10 protein-coding genes and 2 rRNA genes are annotated in these 15,570 nt (G+C 71.5%); 5 read left to right on the top strand and 7 right to left on the bottom strand.

All coding sequences use genetic code 11. The features are described 5' to 3' along the window. Window positions 1–132: 132 nt before the first annotated feature. Together OU787_RS11330 and rrf are read left to right on the top strand one after the other, a co-directional pair. Window positions 133–3,239, top strand: a 23S ribosomal RNA gene (locus tag OU787_RS11330). Window positions 3,240–3,313: 74 nt separating this feature from the next. Further along, window positions 3,314–3,430 (top strand): 5S ribosomal RNA (gene rrf / locus OU787_RS11325). Between the two features lie 50 nt (window positions 3,431–3,480). On the opposite strand, the gene OU787_RS11320 is transcribed toward rrf, so the two are convergent. From OU787_RS11320 to OU787_RS11295, 6 genes are all read right to left on the bottom strand, one after another. Then, on the bottom strand, window positions 3,481–4,290 hold the full coding sequence (locus OU787_RS11320; RefSeq protein WP_268659252.1) for a nucleotidyltransferase domain-containing protein: 810 nt from the start codon (window positions 4,288–4,290) through the stop codon (window positions 3,481–3,483). Window positions 4,291–4,357: 67 nt separating this feature from the next. Continuing rightward, window positions 4,358–5,671, bottom strand: a complete 1,314-nt coding sequence (locus OU787_RS11315) for a DUF58 domain-containing protein (protein WP_268659251.1) — start codon at window positions 5,669–5,671, stop codon at window positions 4,358–4,360. 72 nt (window positions 5,672–5,743) lie between these two features. Continuing rightward, the gene (locus OU787_RS11310; RefSeq protein WP_051816824.1) at window positions 5,744–6,748 is read right to left on the bottom strand and encodes an AAA family ATPase; all 1,005 of its coding nucleotides are present in this window, start codon (window positions 6,746–6,748) and stop codon (window positions 5,744–5,746) included. After that, window positions 6,727–7,959, bottom strand: coding sequence for a DUF4350 domain-containing protein (locus tag OU787_RS11305; protein WP_268659250.1), 1,233 nt, complete (start codon window positions 7,957–7,959; stop codon window positions 6,727–6,729). The genes OU787_RS11310 and OU787_RS11305 overlap by 22 nt, the downstream gene beginning before the upstream one ends. Then, window positions 7,956–8,633: a DUF4129 domain-containing protein gene (locus tag OU787_RS11300; protein ID WP_268659249.1), complete on the bottom strand. Its 678-nt coding sequence runs from the start codon at window positions 8,631–8,633 to the stop codon at window positions 7,956–7,958. The genes OU787_RS11305 and OU787_RS11300 overlap by 4 nt, the downstream gene beginning before the upstream one ends. Before the next feature lie 4 nt (window positions 8,634–8,637). Further along, window positions 8,638–9,681 carry a glycerophosphoryl diester phosphodiesterase membrane domain-containing protein gene (locus tag OU787_RS11295; protein WP_030459578.1) on the bottom strand — a complete coding sequence of 348 codons (1,044 nt, stop codon included), beginning with the start codon at window positions 9,679–9,681 and terminating at the stop codon, window positions 8,638–8,640. Between the two features lie 226 nt (window positions 9,682–9,907). Here OU787_RS11295 and mtrA point away from each other — a divergent pair, with 226 nt between their 5' ends. The 3 genes from mtrA to OU787_RS11280 are packed head-to-tail and all read left to right on the top strand — an operon-like array spanning window position 9,908 to window position 14,512. Beyond that, window positions 9,908–10,585 carry an MtrAB system response regulator MtrA gene (mtrA, locus tag OU787_RS11290; RefSeq protein WP_030459579.1) on the top strand — a complete coding sequence of 226 codons (678 nt, stop codon included), beginning with the start codon at window positions 9,908–9,910 and terminating at the stop codon, window positions 10,583–10,585. 2 nt (window positions 10,586–10,587) lie between these two features. Continuing rightward, window positions 10,588–12,693 carry an MtrAB system histidine kinase MtrB gene (gene mtrB / locus OU787_RS11285; protein WP_268659248.1) on the top strand — a complete coding sequence of 702 codons (2,106 nt, stop codon included), beginning with the start codon at window positions 10,588–10,590 and terminating at the stop codon, window positions 12,691–12,693. Next, window positions 12,668–14,512, top strand: a complete 1,845-nt coding sequence (locus OU787_RS11280) for an LpqB family beta-propeller domain-containing protein (RefSeq protein WP_268659247.1) — start codon at window positions 12,668–12,670, stop codon at window positions 14,510–14,512. Before mtrB ends, OU787_RS11280 begins: the two co-directional genes overlap by 26 nt. On the opposite strand, the gene OU787_RS11275 is transcribed toward OU787_RS11280, so the two are convergent. Next, a complete protein-coding gene (locus tag OU787_RS11275; protein ID WP_030459582.1) occupies window positions 14,496–15,296 on the bottom strand; it encodes a ComF family protein in 801 nt (266 codons plus the stop codon). The genes OU787_RS11280 and OU787_RS11275 overlap by 17 nt on opposite strands. Window positions 15,297–15,570: the final 274 nt, after the last annotated feature.

The raw sequence follows: 15,570 nt of genomic DNA, 5'->3' as shown, positions 1-15,570 counted from the left end.
ACGTTGTTGGGTCCTGAGGGAACGGGAGTTGCCTCATGGATGCCGGCCTCATGCCGGGCGCCCTGTTGTGGGGTGTCGGGTTTGGGTGTCTGGTCGTTGTTTGAGAACTGCACAGTGGACGCGAGCATCTGTGGCCAAGTTTTTAAGGGCGCACGGTGGATGCCTTGGCACCAGGAACCGATGAAGGACGTGGGAGGCCGCGATAGGCCCCGGGGAGCTGTCAACCGAGCTTTGATCCGGGGGTGTCCGAATGGGGAAACCCGGCAGTCGTCATGGGCTGTCACCCGCTGCTGAACACATAGGCAGTGTGGAGGGAACGCGGGGAAGTGAAACATCTCAGTACCCGCAGGAAGAGAAAACAACCGTGATTCCGGGAGTAGTGGCGAGCGAAACCGGATGAGGCCAAACCGTTGTGGTGTGAGACCCGGCAGGGGTTGCCACGACGGGGTTGTGGGAAGGTTCTTCAGTCGTCTGCCGGCGGCTGGGCGAGTCAGAAACCGTATGGGTAGTCGAAGGACATGCGAAAGGTCCGGCGTAGAGGGTAAGACCCCCGTAGACGAAATCTGTACGGCTCGCTTGAGCTTCTCCCAAGTAGCACGGGGCCCGAGAAATCCCGTGTGAATCTGGCGGGACCACCCGCTAAGCCTAAATATTCCCTGGTGACCGATAGCGGATAGTACCGTGAGGGAATGGTGAAAAGTACCGCGGGAGCGGAGTGAAATAGTACCTGAAACCGTGTGCCTACAAGCCGTGGGGGCAGCCTTCGGGCTGTGACTGCGTGCCTTTTGAAGAATGAGCCTGCGAGTTTGCGGTGTGTAGCGAGGTTAACCCGTGTGGGGTAGCCGTAGCGAAAGCGAGTCCGAATAGGGCGTTCGAGTTGCATGCCCAAGACCCGAAGCGGAGTGATCTAGCCATGGGCAGGTTGAAGCGCGGGTAAGACCGTGTGGAGGACCGAACCCACCAGGGTTGAAAACCTGGGGGATGACCTGTGGTTAGGGGTGAAAGGCCAATCAAACTCCGTGATAGCTGGTTCTCCCCGAAATGCATTTAGGTGCAGCGTCGCGTGTTTCTTGCCGGAGGTAGAGCACTGGATAGGCGATGGGCCTTACCGGGTTACTGACCTTAGCCAAACTCCGAATGCCGGTAAGTGAGAGCGCGGCAGTGAGACTGTGGGGGATAAGCTCCATGGTCGAGAGGGAAACAGCCCAGAACACCGACTAAGGTCCCTAAGCGTGTGCTAAGTGGGAAAGGATGTGGAGTCGCAGAGACAACCAGGAGGTTGGCTTAGAAGCAGCCACCCTTGAAAGAGTGCGTAATAGCTCACTGGTCAAGTGATTCCGCGCCGACAATGTAGCGGGGCTCAAGCACACCACCGAAGTCGTGTCATTGCAGCATATAGGGCCAACGCCTGCTGTGATGGGTAGGGGAGCGTCGTGTGCCGGGTGAAGCAGCCGAGGAATCGAGTTGTGGACGGTTCACGAGTGAGAATGCAGGCATGAGTAGCGATACAAGAGTGGGAAACTCTTGCGCCGATTGACCAAGGGTTCCTGGGTCAAGCTGATCTGCCCAGGGTAAGTCGGGACCTAAGGCGAGGCCGACAGGCGTAGTCGATGGACAACGGGTTGATATTCCCGTACCCGCTTTGAAGCGCCAACGTCGAACCTCTTGATGCTAAGCCCGTGAAGCCGCCCGGAGTCTTCGGACAATGGGACGTGGTGGAGCCGGTGACCCAACGGGGTAGTAGGTGAGCGATGGGGTGACGCAGGAAGGTAGTCCAGCCCGGGCGGTGGTAGTCCCGGGGTAAGGGTGTAGGACGTTGCGTAGGCAAATCCGCGCAACACGAAGTCTGAGACCTGATGCCGAGCCGATTGTGGTGAAGTGGATGATCCTATGCTGTCGAGAAAAGCCTCTAGCGAGTTTCATGGCGGCCCGTACCCCAAACCGACTCAGGTGGTCAGGTAGAGAATACCGAGGCGTTCGGGTGAACTGTGGTTAAGGAACTCGGCAAAATGCCCCCGTAACTTCGGGAGAAGGGGGGCCATTGCTGGTGACGGGACTTGCTCCCTGAGCTGGTGGTGGCCGCAGAGACCAGCGAGAAGCGACTGTTTACTAAAAACACAGGTCCGTGCGAAGCCGTAAGGCGATGTATACGGACTGACGCCTGCCCGGTGCTGGAACGTTAAGGGGACCGGTTAGTCCGATTTCGGTCGGGCGAAGCTGAGAACTTAAGCGCCAGTAAACGGCGGTGGTAACTATAACCATCCTAAGGTAGCGAAATTCCTTGTCGGGTAAGTTCCGACCTGCACGAATGGCGTAACGACTTCTCGACTGTCTCAACCACAGGCCCGGTGAAATTGCATTACGAGTAAAGATGCTCGTTTCGCGCAGCAGGACGGAAAGACCCCGGGACCTTTACTATAGCTTGATATTGGTGTTCGGTTCGGCTTGTGTAGGATAGGTGGGAGACTGTGAAGCGGCAACGCCAGTTGTCGTGGAGTCGTCGTTGAAATACCACTCTGGTCGTGCTGGATGTCTAACCTGGGTCCGTGATCCGGATCAGGGACAGTGTCTGGTGGGTAGTTTAACTGGGGCGGTTGCCTCCTAAAGGGTAACGGAGGCGCCCAAAGGTTCCCTCAGCCTGGTTGGCAATCAGGTGTTGAGTGTAAGTGCACAAGGGAGCTTGACTGTGAGACTGACGGGTCGAGCAGGTACGAAAGTAGGGACTAGTGATCCGGCGGTGGCTTGTGGAAGCGCCGTCGCTCAACGGATAAAAGGTACCCCGGGGATAACAGGCTGATCTTCCCCAAGAGTCCATATCGACGGGATGGTTTGGCACCTCGATGTCGGCTCGTCGCATCCTGGGGCTGGAGTAGGTCCCAAGGGTTGGGCTGTTCGCCCATTAAAGCGGTACGCGAGCTGGGTTTAGAACGTCGTGAGACAGTTCGGTCCCTATCCGCTGTGCGCGTAGGAGTGTTGAGAAGGGCTGTCCCTAGTACGAGAGGACCGGGACGGACGAACCTCTGGTGTGCCAGTTGTCCTGCCAAGGGCATGGCTGGTTGGCTACGTTCGGGAGGGATAACCGCTGAAAGCATCTAAGCGGGAAGCCTGCTTCGAGATGAGCACTCCCACCTCCTTTGAGAGGGTAAGGCTCCCAGTAGACGACTGGGTTGATAGGCCGGATATGGAAGCCCTGTGAGGGGTGGAGTTGACCGGTACTAATAGGCCGAGGGCTTGTCCTCAGTTGCTCGCGTCCACTGTGTTGTTCTGAAACAACGACCCCCGCACACGCGGGCGGTACACAGTTTCATCGTGTTTCGGTGGTCATAGCGTGAGGGAAACGCCCGGTTACATTCCGAACCCGGAAGCTAAGCCTCACAGCGCCGATGGTACTGCAGGGGGGACCCTGTGGGAGAGTAGGACGCCGCCGAACAATCATTGTGGGAAAGCCCCCTGACGGGAAGTCAGGGGGCTTTTTCGCGTTCAGCTGCCGGTGCTGTCCAATGCGGCCTTGAGTTCGGCGAACAGGGCGGTCGGAGGGTGCTGGCCGTGGTGGGCGGCGATGGTGGTCCACAGGCGTTCGCCTAGGACGGTGGCGGCGCGTAGGGCGGTGGTCAGGGCTTGGGGGGTGGCGGGGGCGGTGGCGGTGCGGAGTTCTGCGGTGGTGGTGGGGGAGAGTTCGCGTTCGGCGGCGCGGGAGGGGGTGAGCCAGTGGGTGGTGGAGTTCTCGGCCAGGCGGGCCATCCAGAGGAGGTGGCGGTGGGCGTGGCCTAGGGCGTCCCAGGCGCGGAGGTGTTCGCCGCGGGCGGTCAGGTGGTGGGTGAGGACCAGCCAGTTGGCGAGCGGGTCGCAGTACTCGGCGATGATGCCGGGGTTGTCGAGGTCGGGGACGTAGCGCAGCGGGAGGGAGTCCAGGACGGGGGCCAGGGCGCCGTTGCGGTCGACCAGCAGCATCCGGTCGGTGGTGGCGCCGCGGGCCGGCCAGGTGGCGACGGTGGGGATCTCGTCGGCGGTGGTGAAGTGGAACTCGCCGCGGACCAGGCCGGGGAAGAAGGCGACGTGGGAGCCGAACTCGTTGAGCAGGACGTAGCTGGTGGGGGCGATGGCACTGCACCAGGCGGTCGGGTCGATCTCGGTGCGGCGCTCGGGGGTGAAGAACAGCCAGAACTCGATGTCGCTGTGGGCGTCGGCCTCGCCGGCGGCGAAGGAGCCGTACATCAGGGCGGCGTCCAGGCCCGGGTCGGCTTCGCAGGCCGCGCGGACACGGGTGATCAGCTCTTCTTGATACAGCATCCGGGTATCCAAGCAACCGCGGCCGGAGTGGGCAACGCGGTTACGGGGAACGGGAGATGAGGGTGGGTCAGAGGCGGCCGGCGGCCTTGAGGGCGAGGTAGGCGTCGGCGAGGGCGGGGGCGATGGACTCGGGCGGGGCGTCCAGGACGGTGATGCCGCGGCGGGTGAGGAGGTCGGCGGTGCGGCGGCGGTCGGCGCGGGTCTGTTCGGCGGCGGCGGCGCCGTAGACGTCGCGGACGGTGGTGCGGGGGGCGTGCACGAGTTCGTCCAGGCGGGGGTCGGCGACGGAGGCGAGGACCACCTCGTGGCGCTTGGTGAGGAGCGGGAGTTGGGGGAGCAGGCTCTCCTGGATCTGGTGGGCGTCGAGGCCGGTGAGCAGGACGATCAGGGAGCGGTGCGGGGCCATCCGGAGGGCGGTGGAGGTGAGGGCGCGCAGGTCGGTCTCGATCAGGGCGGGTTCGAGCAGGGACATCGCGTCGGTGAAGGCGGGGAGCACCTCGGCGGGGGAGCGGCCGGCGACGGCGGCGCGGCGGTGGCGGTCGTGGGCGAGCAGGTCGACGCGGTCGCCGGCCTTGGTGGCGAGAGCGGTGAGCAGCAGGGCGGCGTCGAGGGCGGCGTCCAGGCGGGGGGCGTCGCCGACGCGGCCGGCGGAGGTGCGGCCGGTGTCGAGGACGATCAGGACGTGGCGGTCGCGTTCGGGGCGCCAGGTGCGGACGGCGACGGTGCTGCGGCGGGCGCTGGCGCGCCAGTCGATGGAGCGGACGTCGTCGCCGGGGAGGTACTCGCGCAGGGAGTCGAACTCGGTGCCCTGGCCGCGGGTCAGGACGGAGGTGCGGCCGTCGAGTTCGCGCAGGCGGGCGAGGCGGGAGGGGAGGTGCTTGCGGCTGGTGAAGGCGGGCAGGGCGCGGATCCGGCAGGGGGCGTCGAGGGTGGCCTGGCGGCCGGCCAGGCCGAGCGGGCCGAGCGAGCGGACGGTGACCTTGCCGGCGTGGTGGTCGCCGCGCCGGGTGGGGGCGAGCGGGGTGGTGAGGCGGCGGCGTTCGCCGGCCGGGACGGTGACGGTGTGCCGGGAGGCGGTGGTGGCGGTGCCGGGGGCCCAGGCGGAGGGGTACCAGGCGTCGCGGATCCGGGCGCGCAGCGGGCGGCCGGAGGGGTTGGCGACGAGCAGGTCGACGGTGGTGGCCTCGCCGAGGCGGACGGTGGGGTCGCCGGAGCGTTCCAGGGCCAGGCGGCGGACCGGGGCGGCGAGCAGCAGGTCGGCGGTGACGGCGGCGAGCAGGGGCAGCATGACCACGCCGATGCCCGTCCAGGAGGGGAGGAGCAGACCGACCAGGAGGGCGCCGAGGGCGGCGATGAGGGCCGTTCGGCCGGTCAGGGCCATGGGGTGGCTGGGCTCGCTTTCTGGGGGTGGGGGCGGCGGTGGGCCGGGGCGCGGGGCCCCGGCCCGGGCGGGCTACCGGGGGGCGGGCGTCTGGGCGAGGACGGCCTGGATGACGCTGTCCGCGGTGGTGCCCTCCATCTCGGCCTCGGCGCGGAGCTGGACGCGGTGGCGCAGGGTGGGCAGGGCGAGTGCCTTGACGTCGTCGGGGGTGACGTAGTCGCGGCCGGCCAGCCAGGCCCAGGCGCGGGAGGTGTTGAGCAGGGCGGTGGCCCCGCGGGGGGAGACGCCCATGGCGAGCGAGGGGGACTGCCGGGTGGCCCGGACCAGGTCGACGATGTAGGCGAGGACCTCGGGGGAGACGGTCAGTTTGGCGATCTGGGCGCGGGCGGCGGCCAGGTGCGCGGCGCCCGCGACCGGGCGGACGCCGGCCGAGGCGAGGTCGCGCGGGTCGAAGCCGTTGGCGTGCCGGGACAGGACCTGGAACTCCTGGTCGCGGGTGGGCAGCGGGAGGATCAGCTTCATCAGGAAGCGGTCGAGCTGGGCCTCGGGCAGCGGGTAGGTGCCCTCGTACTCGACCGGGTTCTGGGTGGCGGCGACCAGGAACGGCTCGGGGAGCTTGCGGGGTTCGCCGTCGACGGTGACCTGGCGCTCCTCCATGGCCTCCAGCAGGGACGCCTGGGTCTTGGGCGGGGTGCGGTTGATCTCGTCGGCGAGCAGCAGGTTGGTGAAGACCGGGCCGGGCTGGAAGGAGAACTCGGCGGTGCGGGTGTCGTAGACCAGCGAGCCGGTGACGTCGCCGGGCATCAGGTCGGGGGTGAACTGGATGCGCTTGGTCTCCACGTCGAGGGCGGTGGCCAGGGTGCGCACCAGGAGGGTCTTGGCGACGCCGGGGACGCCCTCCAGCAGGACGTGGCCGCCGCAGAGCAGGGCCACGACGATGCCGGTGACGGCGGCGTCCTGGCCGACCACGGCCTTGGCGATCTCCTCGCGCAGGCCGGTGAGGGCGGCGCGGGCGTCGCCGGACTGGGCCGGGACGGTCTTGAGCAGCTGGTCGGTCACGGCTGTCGTACCTGCCATTCCATGTCTTCGAGGTCGTCGGCGAGCCGCAGCAGTGCGGCGTCGTCGGTGGGGGCCGGGCCGTACAGCAGGTGCTGGAGGTCGGCGGCGGGGCGTCCGAGCCGGGCGGCGGCGGCCTCGGTGAGGGCGGCCGGGTCCGGGTCCCCGGTGGTGTGCGGGAGGCCGAGGGCGGCGGCGGCCCGACGGCGGGTGGCGCGGCGCAGGGTCTCGGCGGCGTGGCCGCGGGCGTTCGCGCGGTGGTAGAGCCGGGCGCGGCCCTCGGTGGTCTCGGAGGCGCGGACCACGGCGGGCAGTTGTTCGGTGAGCACCGGGCCGAGGCGGCGGGCGCGCCAGGCGGCGGCGAGCAGGCCGGCCAGGGCGAGCTGGAAGGTGGCCCAGTACCAGCCGTCCGGGATGAAGTCGCCGAGCGTCCTGGGTTCGTCGTCGGCGGCGGTGTAGGCGGTCGGGGCGAGGATCTGCCAGACCAGGTGCGGGCGGGCGCCGAGCAGGCCGAGGGAGAGGGCGGCGTTGCCCTCGTGGTCGAGGGCCTCGTTGGTGAGCGGGGCGCCGGTGCCGAGGACGACCACCTGCTGGTCGCCGCGGGTGCGGCTGACCAGGGTGTCGTGGTCGGCCTTCGGGTAGCAGCCGGTGTCGCCGGGGCGGCCTTCGTAGCCCTGGCCGCCGAGGGTGGCGGCCCCGGCCCGGGAGGCTTCGGGCAGCGGGCAGGACGGGGGGAGGGCGGTGGAGGTGCCGGTGTCGGCGGAGGTGCCCTCGATGCCGGGGGCGAAGGCGTTCAGGACCGGCTGGTCGGGGGCGACCAGGACGAGGCGGCTGCGGTGGCCGGGGGTGAGCGCGGCGAGGCTCGCCAGGTCGTGGTAGGCGAGTTCGGCGGGGCGGGTGAGGACGACGGTGGTGTCGTCGGCGCGCAGGGCGGTGGCGAGTTCGGCGGCGCTGGTGGCGGTGCGGGAGTCGATGCCGTGCTGCCGGAGCAGCTGGTCGACGGCGCGGGTGCCGCGGGGGTCACCGGAGCGGGGGTCGAGCGGGTCGTAGCTGGAGTTTCCGGGGATGCCGGCGACCAGGGCGCCGACCAGGACCAGCACCAGGGCGGCCAGCAGCCACCAGCGGGAGCGCCGCCACAGGACGCGCAGGGGGGCGCGGGGTGCGGGTGGCGCGGCGGGGGCCGCGGGGGCCTCGGGTGCGGCGGTGGCGGGCGGTGGGGCGGTGGTGGTCATGCGGGTCCTCCGCCGGCCGGGACGGGCGTGGGGCGGGTGCGTCCGAGGGCGTGGTCGAGGTCGGCGAGCAGCCGGTAGGCGGCTTCGTCGGCGGGGCGCTCGCCGAACGCGATGTCGTCGAACAGCCTTGCCGCGGAGGCGAGTTCGGCGGCGTGCCGGGGCAGGGCGCGGCCGGCTTCGGCGGCGGCCTCGTCGGCGGTGCGGCCGGGGCGGGGGGAGAGCACGGTGCGTTCCTCCAGGCCGCGGACCAGGGCGCGCATCTGGTCGCGGACGGCGTCCGCCCAGGCGCCGGCGGCGGCGTGCGCGGCGGCGTCGGCGCGGTGCCGGGCGGCGCTGCGCGGTCCTTCGGCGCCGGCGAACAGGCTGCCGTCGGAGCGGGCGGCGCGGCGGGGTGCGCCGTAGCGCCACCAGGCGAGGCCGGCCAGGGCGAGCAGGACGACCAGCAGCACGACGAGCGCGGCGTTGCCGCCGCCGCCGAGCGGTGTGGCGACGCCGTCGAAGGCGCGGCCGATCTGGCGGCCGATCCAGTCCATGACGCGTTCGACGATGCCGGGTTCGTGCTGGTGGTAGACGGCTTTGCGGAGTTCCTCGTGCGCGGCGTCGCGGGCGGCGTCGCGCGGTACGTCGACCGGGGCGCCGTCCGCGAGCAGCGCCACCGTCCCCCGGGTTCCCATCTGGTCAGACCCCCGAGGGGACGGCCGCGGCGGGCCGGGCCGGGCCGGGGCGGTCGGCGGCAGCGGCGGTGAGTTCCAGGTCGAGCGCCTCGCGGCGGAACCGCCGGTCGGTGTAGACCAGGGCGTACAGGGCGCCGGCCAGCGGGACGGTCACGGTGTGGGCGAGGGTGCCGCCGATCGCGGTGATGGCGATGCCGACGGCGGCGTCGGTGTCGTCGCTGCCGAGGCCGCCGGAGAGGCCGACGACCAGGTCGGAGACGAGCCGGCCGGGGACGAGCAGCACCTCGGTGAGGAAGTACAGGGCGATCGAGAAGACCAGCAGCAGGGCGAAGATCCGCCACCAGGCGCCGCGGGCCAGCCGCCAGGAGCGCTTGAGGGCGGCGCCGACGGTCTGCTTCTCGAGCATCAGCGCGGGCAGGGCGAGCAGCAGCCGCACCGACAGCCAGAGCGCGGGCAGCGGGGCGAGCAGCAGCAGGGCGAGCCAGCCGGCGCCGCCGGTGGCGGCGGAGAGCAGGACGGGCAGGGCGGCGGGGGCGGCGAGGGCGGCGAGCAGGATCAGCACGACCAGCAGGTAGAGGCCGAGCAGCGGGCCGAACCGGGGCCGGACCAGGGCCCAGGCCTCCCGGAGCGGGGTGTCCCGGCCGGTCAGGGCGTTGCCGACGACGGGGGCGAGCAGGCCGGCGGCGAGGATGCTGAGCAGGGCGGCGACCGGGCGGGTGTAGAAGGAGGAGAACAGCGCCTCGGCGTCGGTGCCGTTGAGGTGGATCCACCAGTCGACGCCGGCCTGGGCGAGTTCGACGAGCGCGCCGAGGCCGAGGCCGAACCCGAACGCGGCCCGCCAGTTGCGGCGGACCAGGGCGAACGCGCCGTCCATCAGTTCGCCGAAGCCGAGCGGCCGCAGCGGGATCAGCGGGGTGCCGGGGAGCGGCGGGAGGGCGCCGGCGGGGGTGCCGGGGAGGGGTGCTGCGGGCGTCGAGTGGCCGGTTTCGGCGGTGCCGGGCGGTGGTTCAGGAGAACCGGGTGAGGTCCAGCCCGGGGTCTCGGTCATCGACGCTCCTCGTCGGGGCACCCTGGCTCGGATGCTTCGGGGTGTTTATCGTGCCATGGTGCGCACGCGTGCCCCAGGGGTATCCCGTTGCTGATCCACAACGGTCCGGACAAGGGCTCCGGACCATGACCTTTGCGATGGTATGACTGGTTCGGCGGGCGGCCGGGGGCGCGGGCGGAACGGCCGTGCGGCGCAGGTCACATTCGGGTGATGAGAAGATGGAGACATGAAGGGACGTGTCCTCGTCGTCGATGACGACACCGCACTGGCCGAGATGCTCGGCATTGTGCTGCGTGGTGAAGGTTTTGAGCCGTTTTTCGTCGCTGACGGGGACAAGGCGCTGGCCGCCTTCCGGGAGACCAAGCCGGACCTCGTACTGCTCGACCTGATGCTGCCCGGACGGGACGGCATCGACGTGTGCCGGCAGATCCGGGCCGAGTCGGGCATTCCGATCGTCATGCTGACCGCGAAGACCGACACGGTCGACATCGTGGTCGGCCTGGAGTCCGGCGCCGACGACTACGTGACCAAGCCGTTCAAGCCCAAGGAACTGGTCGCCCGGGTGCGGGCCCGGCTGCGCCGGGCCGAGGAGCCCACGCCGGAGCAGCTGACCATCGGGGACCTGGTGATCGACGTCGCCGGGCACTCGGTCAAGCGCGAGGGGCGCGGCATCCCGCTGACCCCGCTGGAGTTCGACCTGCTGGTCGCACTGGCCCGCAAGCCCTGGCAGGTGTTCACCCGCGAGGTGCTGCTGGAGCAGGTCTGGGGCTACCGGCACGCGGCCGACACCCGCCTGGTCAACGTGCACGTGCAGCGCCTGCGCTCCAAGATCGAGAAGGACCCGGAGCGCCCGGAGATCGTGGTCACCGTGCGCGGCGTCGGGTACAAGGCCGGACCCAGCTGAGGATGAGCGAGGCAAGGCCCGAGGACTCCCCGCCGGACGACCGCTCCGGCGGGGAGAACGCTGTGCGCGGCGACGTGCTGAGTTCCACCACGACCGGCCGGCCGCGCCGGCGGCGGTGGTGGGCGGCGCTGCTCGCGCCGGTGGTCCGCCCGTTGCGGTACCCGGTGGGCCGGCTGCTGGCGCTGTACCGCCGCTCGATCCAGCTGCGGGTGGTCGCCATGACCCTGCTGCTGTCCTTCGTGGTGGTGCTGGTGCTCGGCGTGGTGGTGGTCGCCCAGGTGCGCACCGGCCTGCTGGAGGCCAAGCAGAAGTCCGCGCACGGGCAGGCCCTGGGCGGCTTCCAGATCGAGCAGGACAAGATCAACGAGGCGATCAACCTCCAGGCCAAGGCCGGACCGACCGCCGACCCGACCCGCGACCAGATCAACTCCTGGCTGACCAAGCAGGTCTCCGACCTGGCCTCCGGCGGCTCCGGCGTCTACTCGGTGATCGCGCTCGCCCCCGGCGACCAGGAGGCCAGCGCCTCCAGCGCCGGCCTGCGCGGCGCCCGCTACTCCGGCACGATCCTGCCCGACTCGATCACCTCCGACCTGCGCCGCTCGGTCGCCGCCGACCCGACCAACCCGCAGGAGCAGCCGGTCAAGCTGCACCGCGCCCCGAACAGCCAGACCCCGCCCGGCGACGACAAGGGCCTGGCGATCGGCAAGCAGTTCACCGGCCCGGACGGCAAGCCGTACCAGCTGTACTACGTCTTCTCCTTCTATCAGGAGACCTCCACCCTCAACCTGGTGATCGGCACCCTGGCCACCGCCGGGCTGTTCCTGGTGATCCTGCTCGGCTGCATCGCCTGGGTGGTGGTCCGCCAGGTCGTCACGCCGGTGCGGATGGCCGCCGGGATCTCCGAGCGGCTCGCCGCCGGGCACTTCGACGAGCGGATGAAGGTCACCGGCACCGACGACATCGCCCGCCTCGGCGAATCGTTCAACCGGATGGCCAACGGCCTGCAGGCGCAGATCCGCAAGCTGGAGGAGCTCTCCCGGGTGCAGCGCCGGTTCGTCTCGGACGTCTCGCACGAGCTGCGCACCCCGCTGACCACCGTCCGGATGGCCGCCGACCTGATCTACGACAGCCGCGAGGACCTGGACCCGATGGCGGCCCGCTCCGCCGAGCTGCTCCAGGACCAGCTGGACCGCTTCGAGTCGCTGCTCGCCGACCTGCTGGAGATCAGCCGGTTCGACGCGGGCGCGGCGATCCTGGACGCCGAGCCGGTCGACCTGCGCGACATCGTGACCAGGGTGGTCGAGGCCGCCGACCCGCTGGCCCGGGCCAAGGGCAGCGCGGTGCTGATCCGCGGCGCCGAGAACCCGGTGCTGGCCGAGGTCGACGGGCGCCGGATCGAGCGGATCCTGCGCAACCTGGTGGTCAACGCGCTGGAGCACGGCGAGGGCCGGGACGTGGTGATCCGGCTCGGCTCGGCCGAGGGCGCGGTCGCCGTCGGCGTGCGCGACTACGGCATCGGCCTCAAGCCCGGCGAGGCCTCCCGGGTGTTCCACCGCTTCTGGCGGGCCGACCCGTCCCGGGTGCGGACCACCGGCGGCACCGGCCTCGGCCTGTCCATCGCGGTCGAGGACGCCCACCTGCACGGCGGCTGGCTGCAGGCCTGGGGCGAGCCCGGCGGCGGCTCGCACTTCCGGCTGACCCTGCCGCGCACCCGCGGCGGCGAGATCGCCCGGGCCCCGTTCCGGCTGGAGCCGGAGGACTCCCGCTACAACCGCGGCATGTCCTCGGCCGGCGCCCCCTACCGCCGCACCGCACGCGGCACGGCCGCGCTGCCCGGCGGCGAGTCCACGGCCGTCCCGGAGACCCCGGACACCGAGCGGCACGCCTTCGGCTCCGGCCTCGGCGGCGTGCTCAGCATCGGCCCCGGCCTCGGCCGGCCCGCCGCCGCCCCGGTCTCCGACCCGTCGGACGTCACCGGCTACGGCGCCACCGGCGCGCAGATCGTGGTCGACCGCGGCCGACCGACCCAGCCGGCCCCGCCCGCACCGGACGGCGCCGACACCGACCAGGAGGGGACCGCCGGTGCGCAGGACCGACAGGACGGCTGACCGGCGGGCCCTCGCGGTGGGCTGGGCGGTGCTGCTGGCGACCGCCGCCACCGGCTGCGTCTCGATGCCCTCCGGCGGCGCCCCGCAGCGCCTGGAGGTGTCGCAGAACGCCGCCGACGGCCTCCAGGTGCACGTCTACCCCGTCGCCCCGCACAAGGGCGAGAGCCCCCGGGACCTGCTGGCCGGCTTCCTCGACTCCTCCAACGCCGACCAGGCCAACTACGACACCGCCAAGCAGTACCTGACCGTCGCCGCGGCCCAGAGCTGGAAGCCCGACGCGGGCGTGGTGGTGCTGGCCGGCGCCCCGAGCCCGGACAACCCGCTCATCGCGGACGTCGCCACCACCGTCCAGCTGACCGTCACGGGCAAGCAGGTCGCCGGGCTCGACGCGCAGCACAGCTACCAGGCCCACTCCGGCGACGCCTACCAGCGGACCTTCACCTTCGTGAAGGAGTCCGACGGCCCGGACAAGGGCGAGTGGCGGATCAGCGACCTGCCCGACGGCCTGATCGTCGACCAGACCAACTTCAAGAACACCTACAAGCCGGTCCACCGCTACTTCTTCGCGCAGAACGACAGCTCGGCCGCCCACCCGCAGGCCGCCCCGGCACTGGTGCCCGACCCGATCTACCTGCGCCGCCGAATAGACCCGCTGACCGAGGCCGCCCAGGCCACCGCCGACGGGCCCTCCCGCTGGCTCGGTCCGGTGGTGACCTCCAAGCTGGACGGCGTCCGGGTGCAGAGCGCCAGCATCGGCGACAGCCGGGTGGCCACCGTCAAGCTGGAGGGCGGCGACCCGGCCGCCTGCAAGCAGATGGCCCAGCAGCTCTTCCAGACCCTGGCCGACCAGCAGAGCAAGCTGGACCGGCTCGACCTGACGCTGACCGGCGGCAGCTGCTCGCTCAGCAGCGGCGAGGCCGCCCTGGTCGCCCCCGGCGTGCTGGCCGGCACCGACAACGGCGTGGCCGCCTACATCCAGCTCAACGACGGCCGGCTCACCCGCTACCAGGACGGCGGCCTGGACCCGATGCCGGTCCCCGGAGTGCTCGGGCAGGTCCCGCAGGCCGGCCAGTTCCGCCCCGGCCCGGGCGCCGTCGCGGTCCGCCGGGACGGCAACGTCGCGGCCGCGGTCAGCGCCGACGGCCACGAGCTGGTCGAGGCCGAACTGGCCGACGGCGGCAAGTACGGCGAGCCGGTCGTGCGCAGCCCCGGCAGCCTGGCCTCGCCCAGCTGGGACGGGCGGCAGGACCTGTGGCTGGTCGACCGCGACCCGGCCGCGCCCAAGGTGCTGATGGTGCGCGACCGCACCGTCGCCCAGGTGCAGGTCGACGGGCTGGGCGGGCAGACCGTGCAGTCGCTGCGGATCTCCTCCGACGGCACCCGGATCGCCCTGCTGGTCAGCCGCGGCAGCGGCCCGACCACGCTGCTGCTCGGCCTGGTCGAGCACGGCGGCACCGCGAAGCAGCCGACCGCCCGGATCACCGGGCTGCGCGACATCGCCCCGCAGCTGACCGAGGTCGCCGCCGTCTCCTGGGGCGACACCGACCAGCTGGTGGTGCTCGGCAAGGAGACCGACCGGCTCCAGCAGCTGCACTTCCTGGGCACCGACGGCTCGCAGTCCACCGACTCCCCGCTGCAGGGCGGCGAGTCGATGACGGCGCTGTCCGCGACCGAGGCCCGGCTGCCGGCCGGACCGACCGGCCCGTCCGGCCCGGCCGTGCTGGCCTCCTCCGAGCGGGGCCTGTCCCTGCTGAAGGACAACCAGTGGCACGAGGTGCCCACCAAGTCGAAGGCCGACGCGTTCATCTACCCGGGCTGAGCCCGGCCCCGCCCGCCGCCTCCCCGGCCTCCCCGAGCAGCGCCCCGCGCCGCACCGCCCCCGGCCCGCGCCGGGCGGCCGCCGCGACGGTGGCCGCCGCCCGCGGCGGGCAGCCCGCCGCGCGCAGCGCCCGGGCCGCCTCGGCCAGGCTCGCCCCGGTGGTCACCAGGTCGTCCACCAGCACCAGCCGGTGCCCGGCCAGCCGCCGGGCCAGCCGGGCCGGCACGGCCAGCGCCCCGTCCAGGTTGCGGCGGCGCTCGGCGGCGCCCAGGCCCGCCTGGTCGGCGACCGGGCGGCTGTGCCGCAGCACCGGCGCGACCAGGGTGGCGACGCCGCCGCGGCGCAGCTCGCGGGCGGCGGCCCGGGCCAGCCGCAGCGTCGGGTCGTGGCCGCGGGCCCGGGTGGCGGCGCGGGCCGAGGGGACCGGCACCAGCAGCAGCGGGGCGGCGCCCGCGCCGGTCGCGGAGCGCACCGCGGCGGCCAGCGCGCCGCCCAGCGGGGCGGCCAGCCGGAGCGCGCCGCGCTCCTTGTGGGCGAGCAGCAGTTGGCGCACCGGCCCGGCGTAGGGGGCGGCGGCGTGCACCGGCGGCAGCCCGGGCGGCGGGCGGTGCGGCCCGGCCGGTCCGGCGGCGGCGCCGTCGAGCAGCGCGCGGCAGGGCGGGCAGAGGCCGGTGAGGCCGCTTCCGCAGCCGGCGCAGCGGGCGGGGAGCAGCAGGTCGAGCAGGGCGGCGAGGACCGGGGCGGGGCCGGATCCGGGCTGGTGGGCGGTGCTGCGGCTCGTCACGGAACCCCTCCGGAACGCTCGCCGGGCGGCGACATCAGCCATACGGTGGGCGGTGCCGGGCGTGTTGTCCAGCCGTTCACCGTTGTTTCACCCGTAGGTGGGTAAACAGGGGAGAACAGCCGGACCGCCGACCGGACGTCGGTACGTTCGTTCGACTGGGGAGGCGAGATCCCCGAGTCAGGTGTTGCATGAGGTTTCCAGGGGTTTCGAACGCTCCTGGTGGGGAGGAAGTGAGGTAAGGGCCGGTGGTCCTCGCGGGTTCCCCGGGCGGTGT

It is taken from the genome of Kitasatospora sp. YST-16 (assembly GCF_026802215.1).
Taxonomy (GTDB): Bacteria; Actinomycetota; Actinomycetes; order Streptomycetales; family Streptomycetaceae; genus Kitasatospora; species Kitasatospora cineracea.
This window is presented reverse-complemented; position numbering and strand designations above follow the sequence as displayed.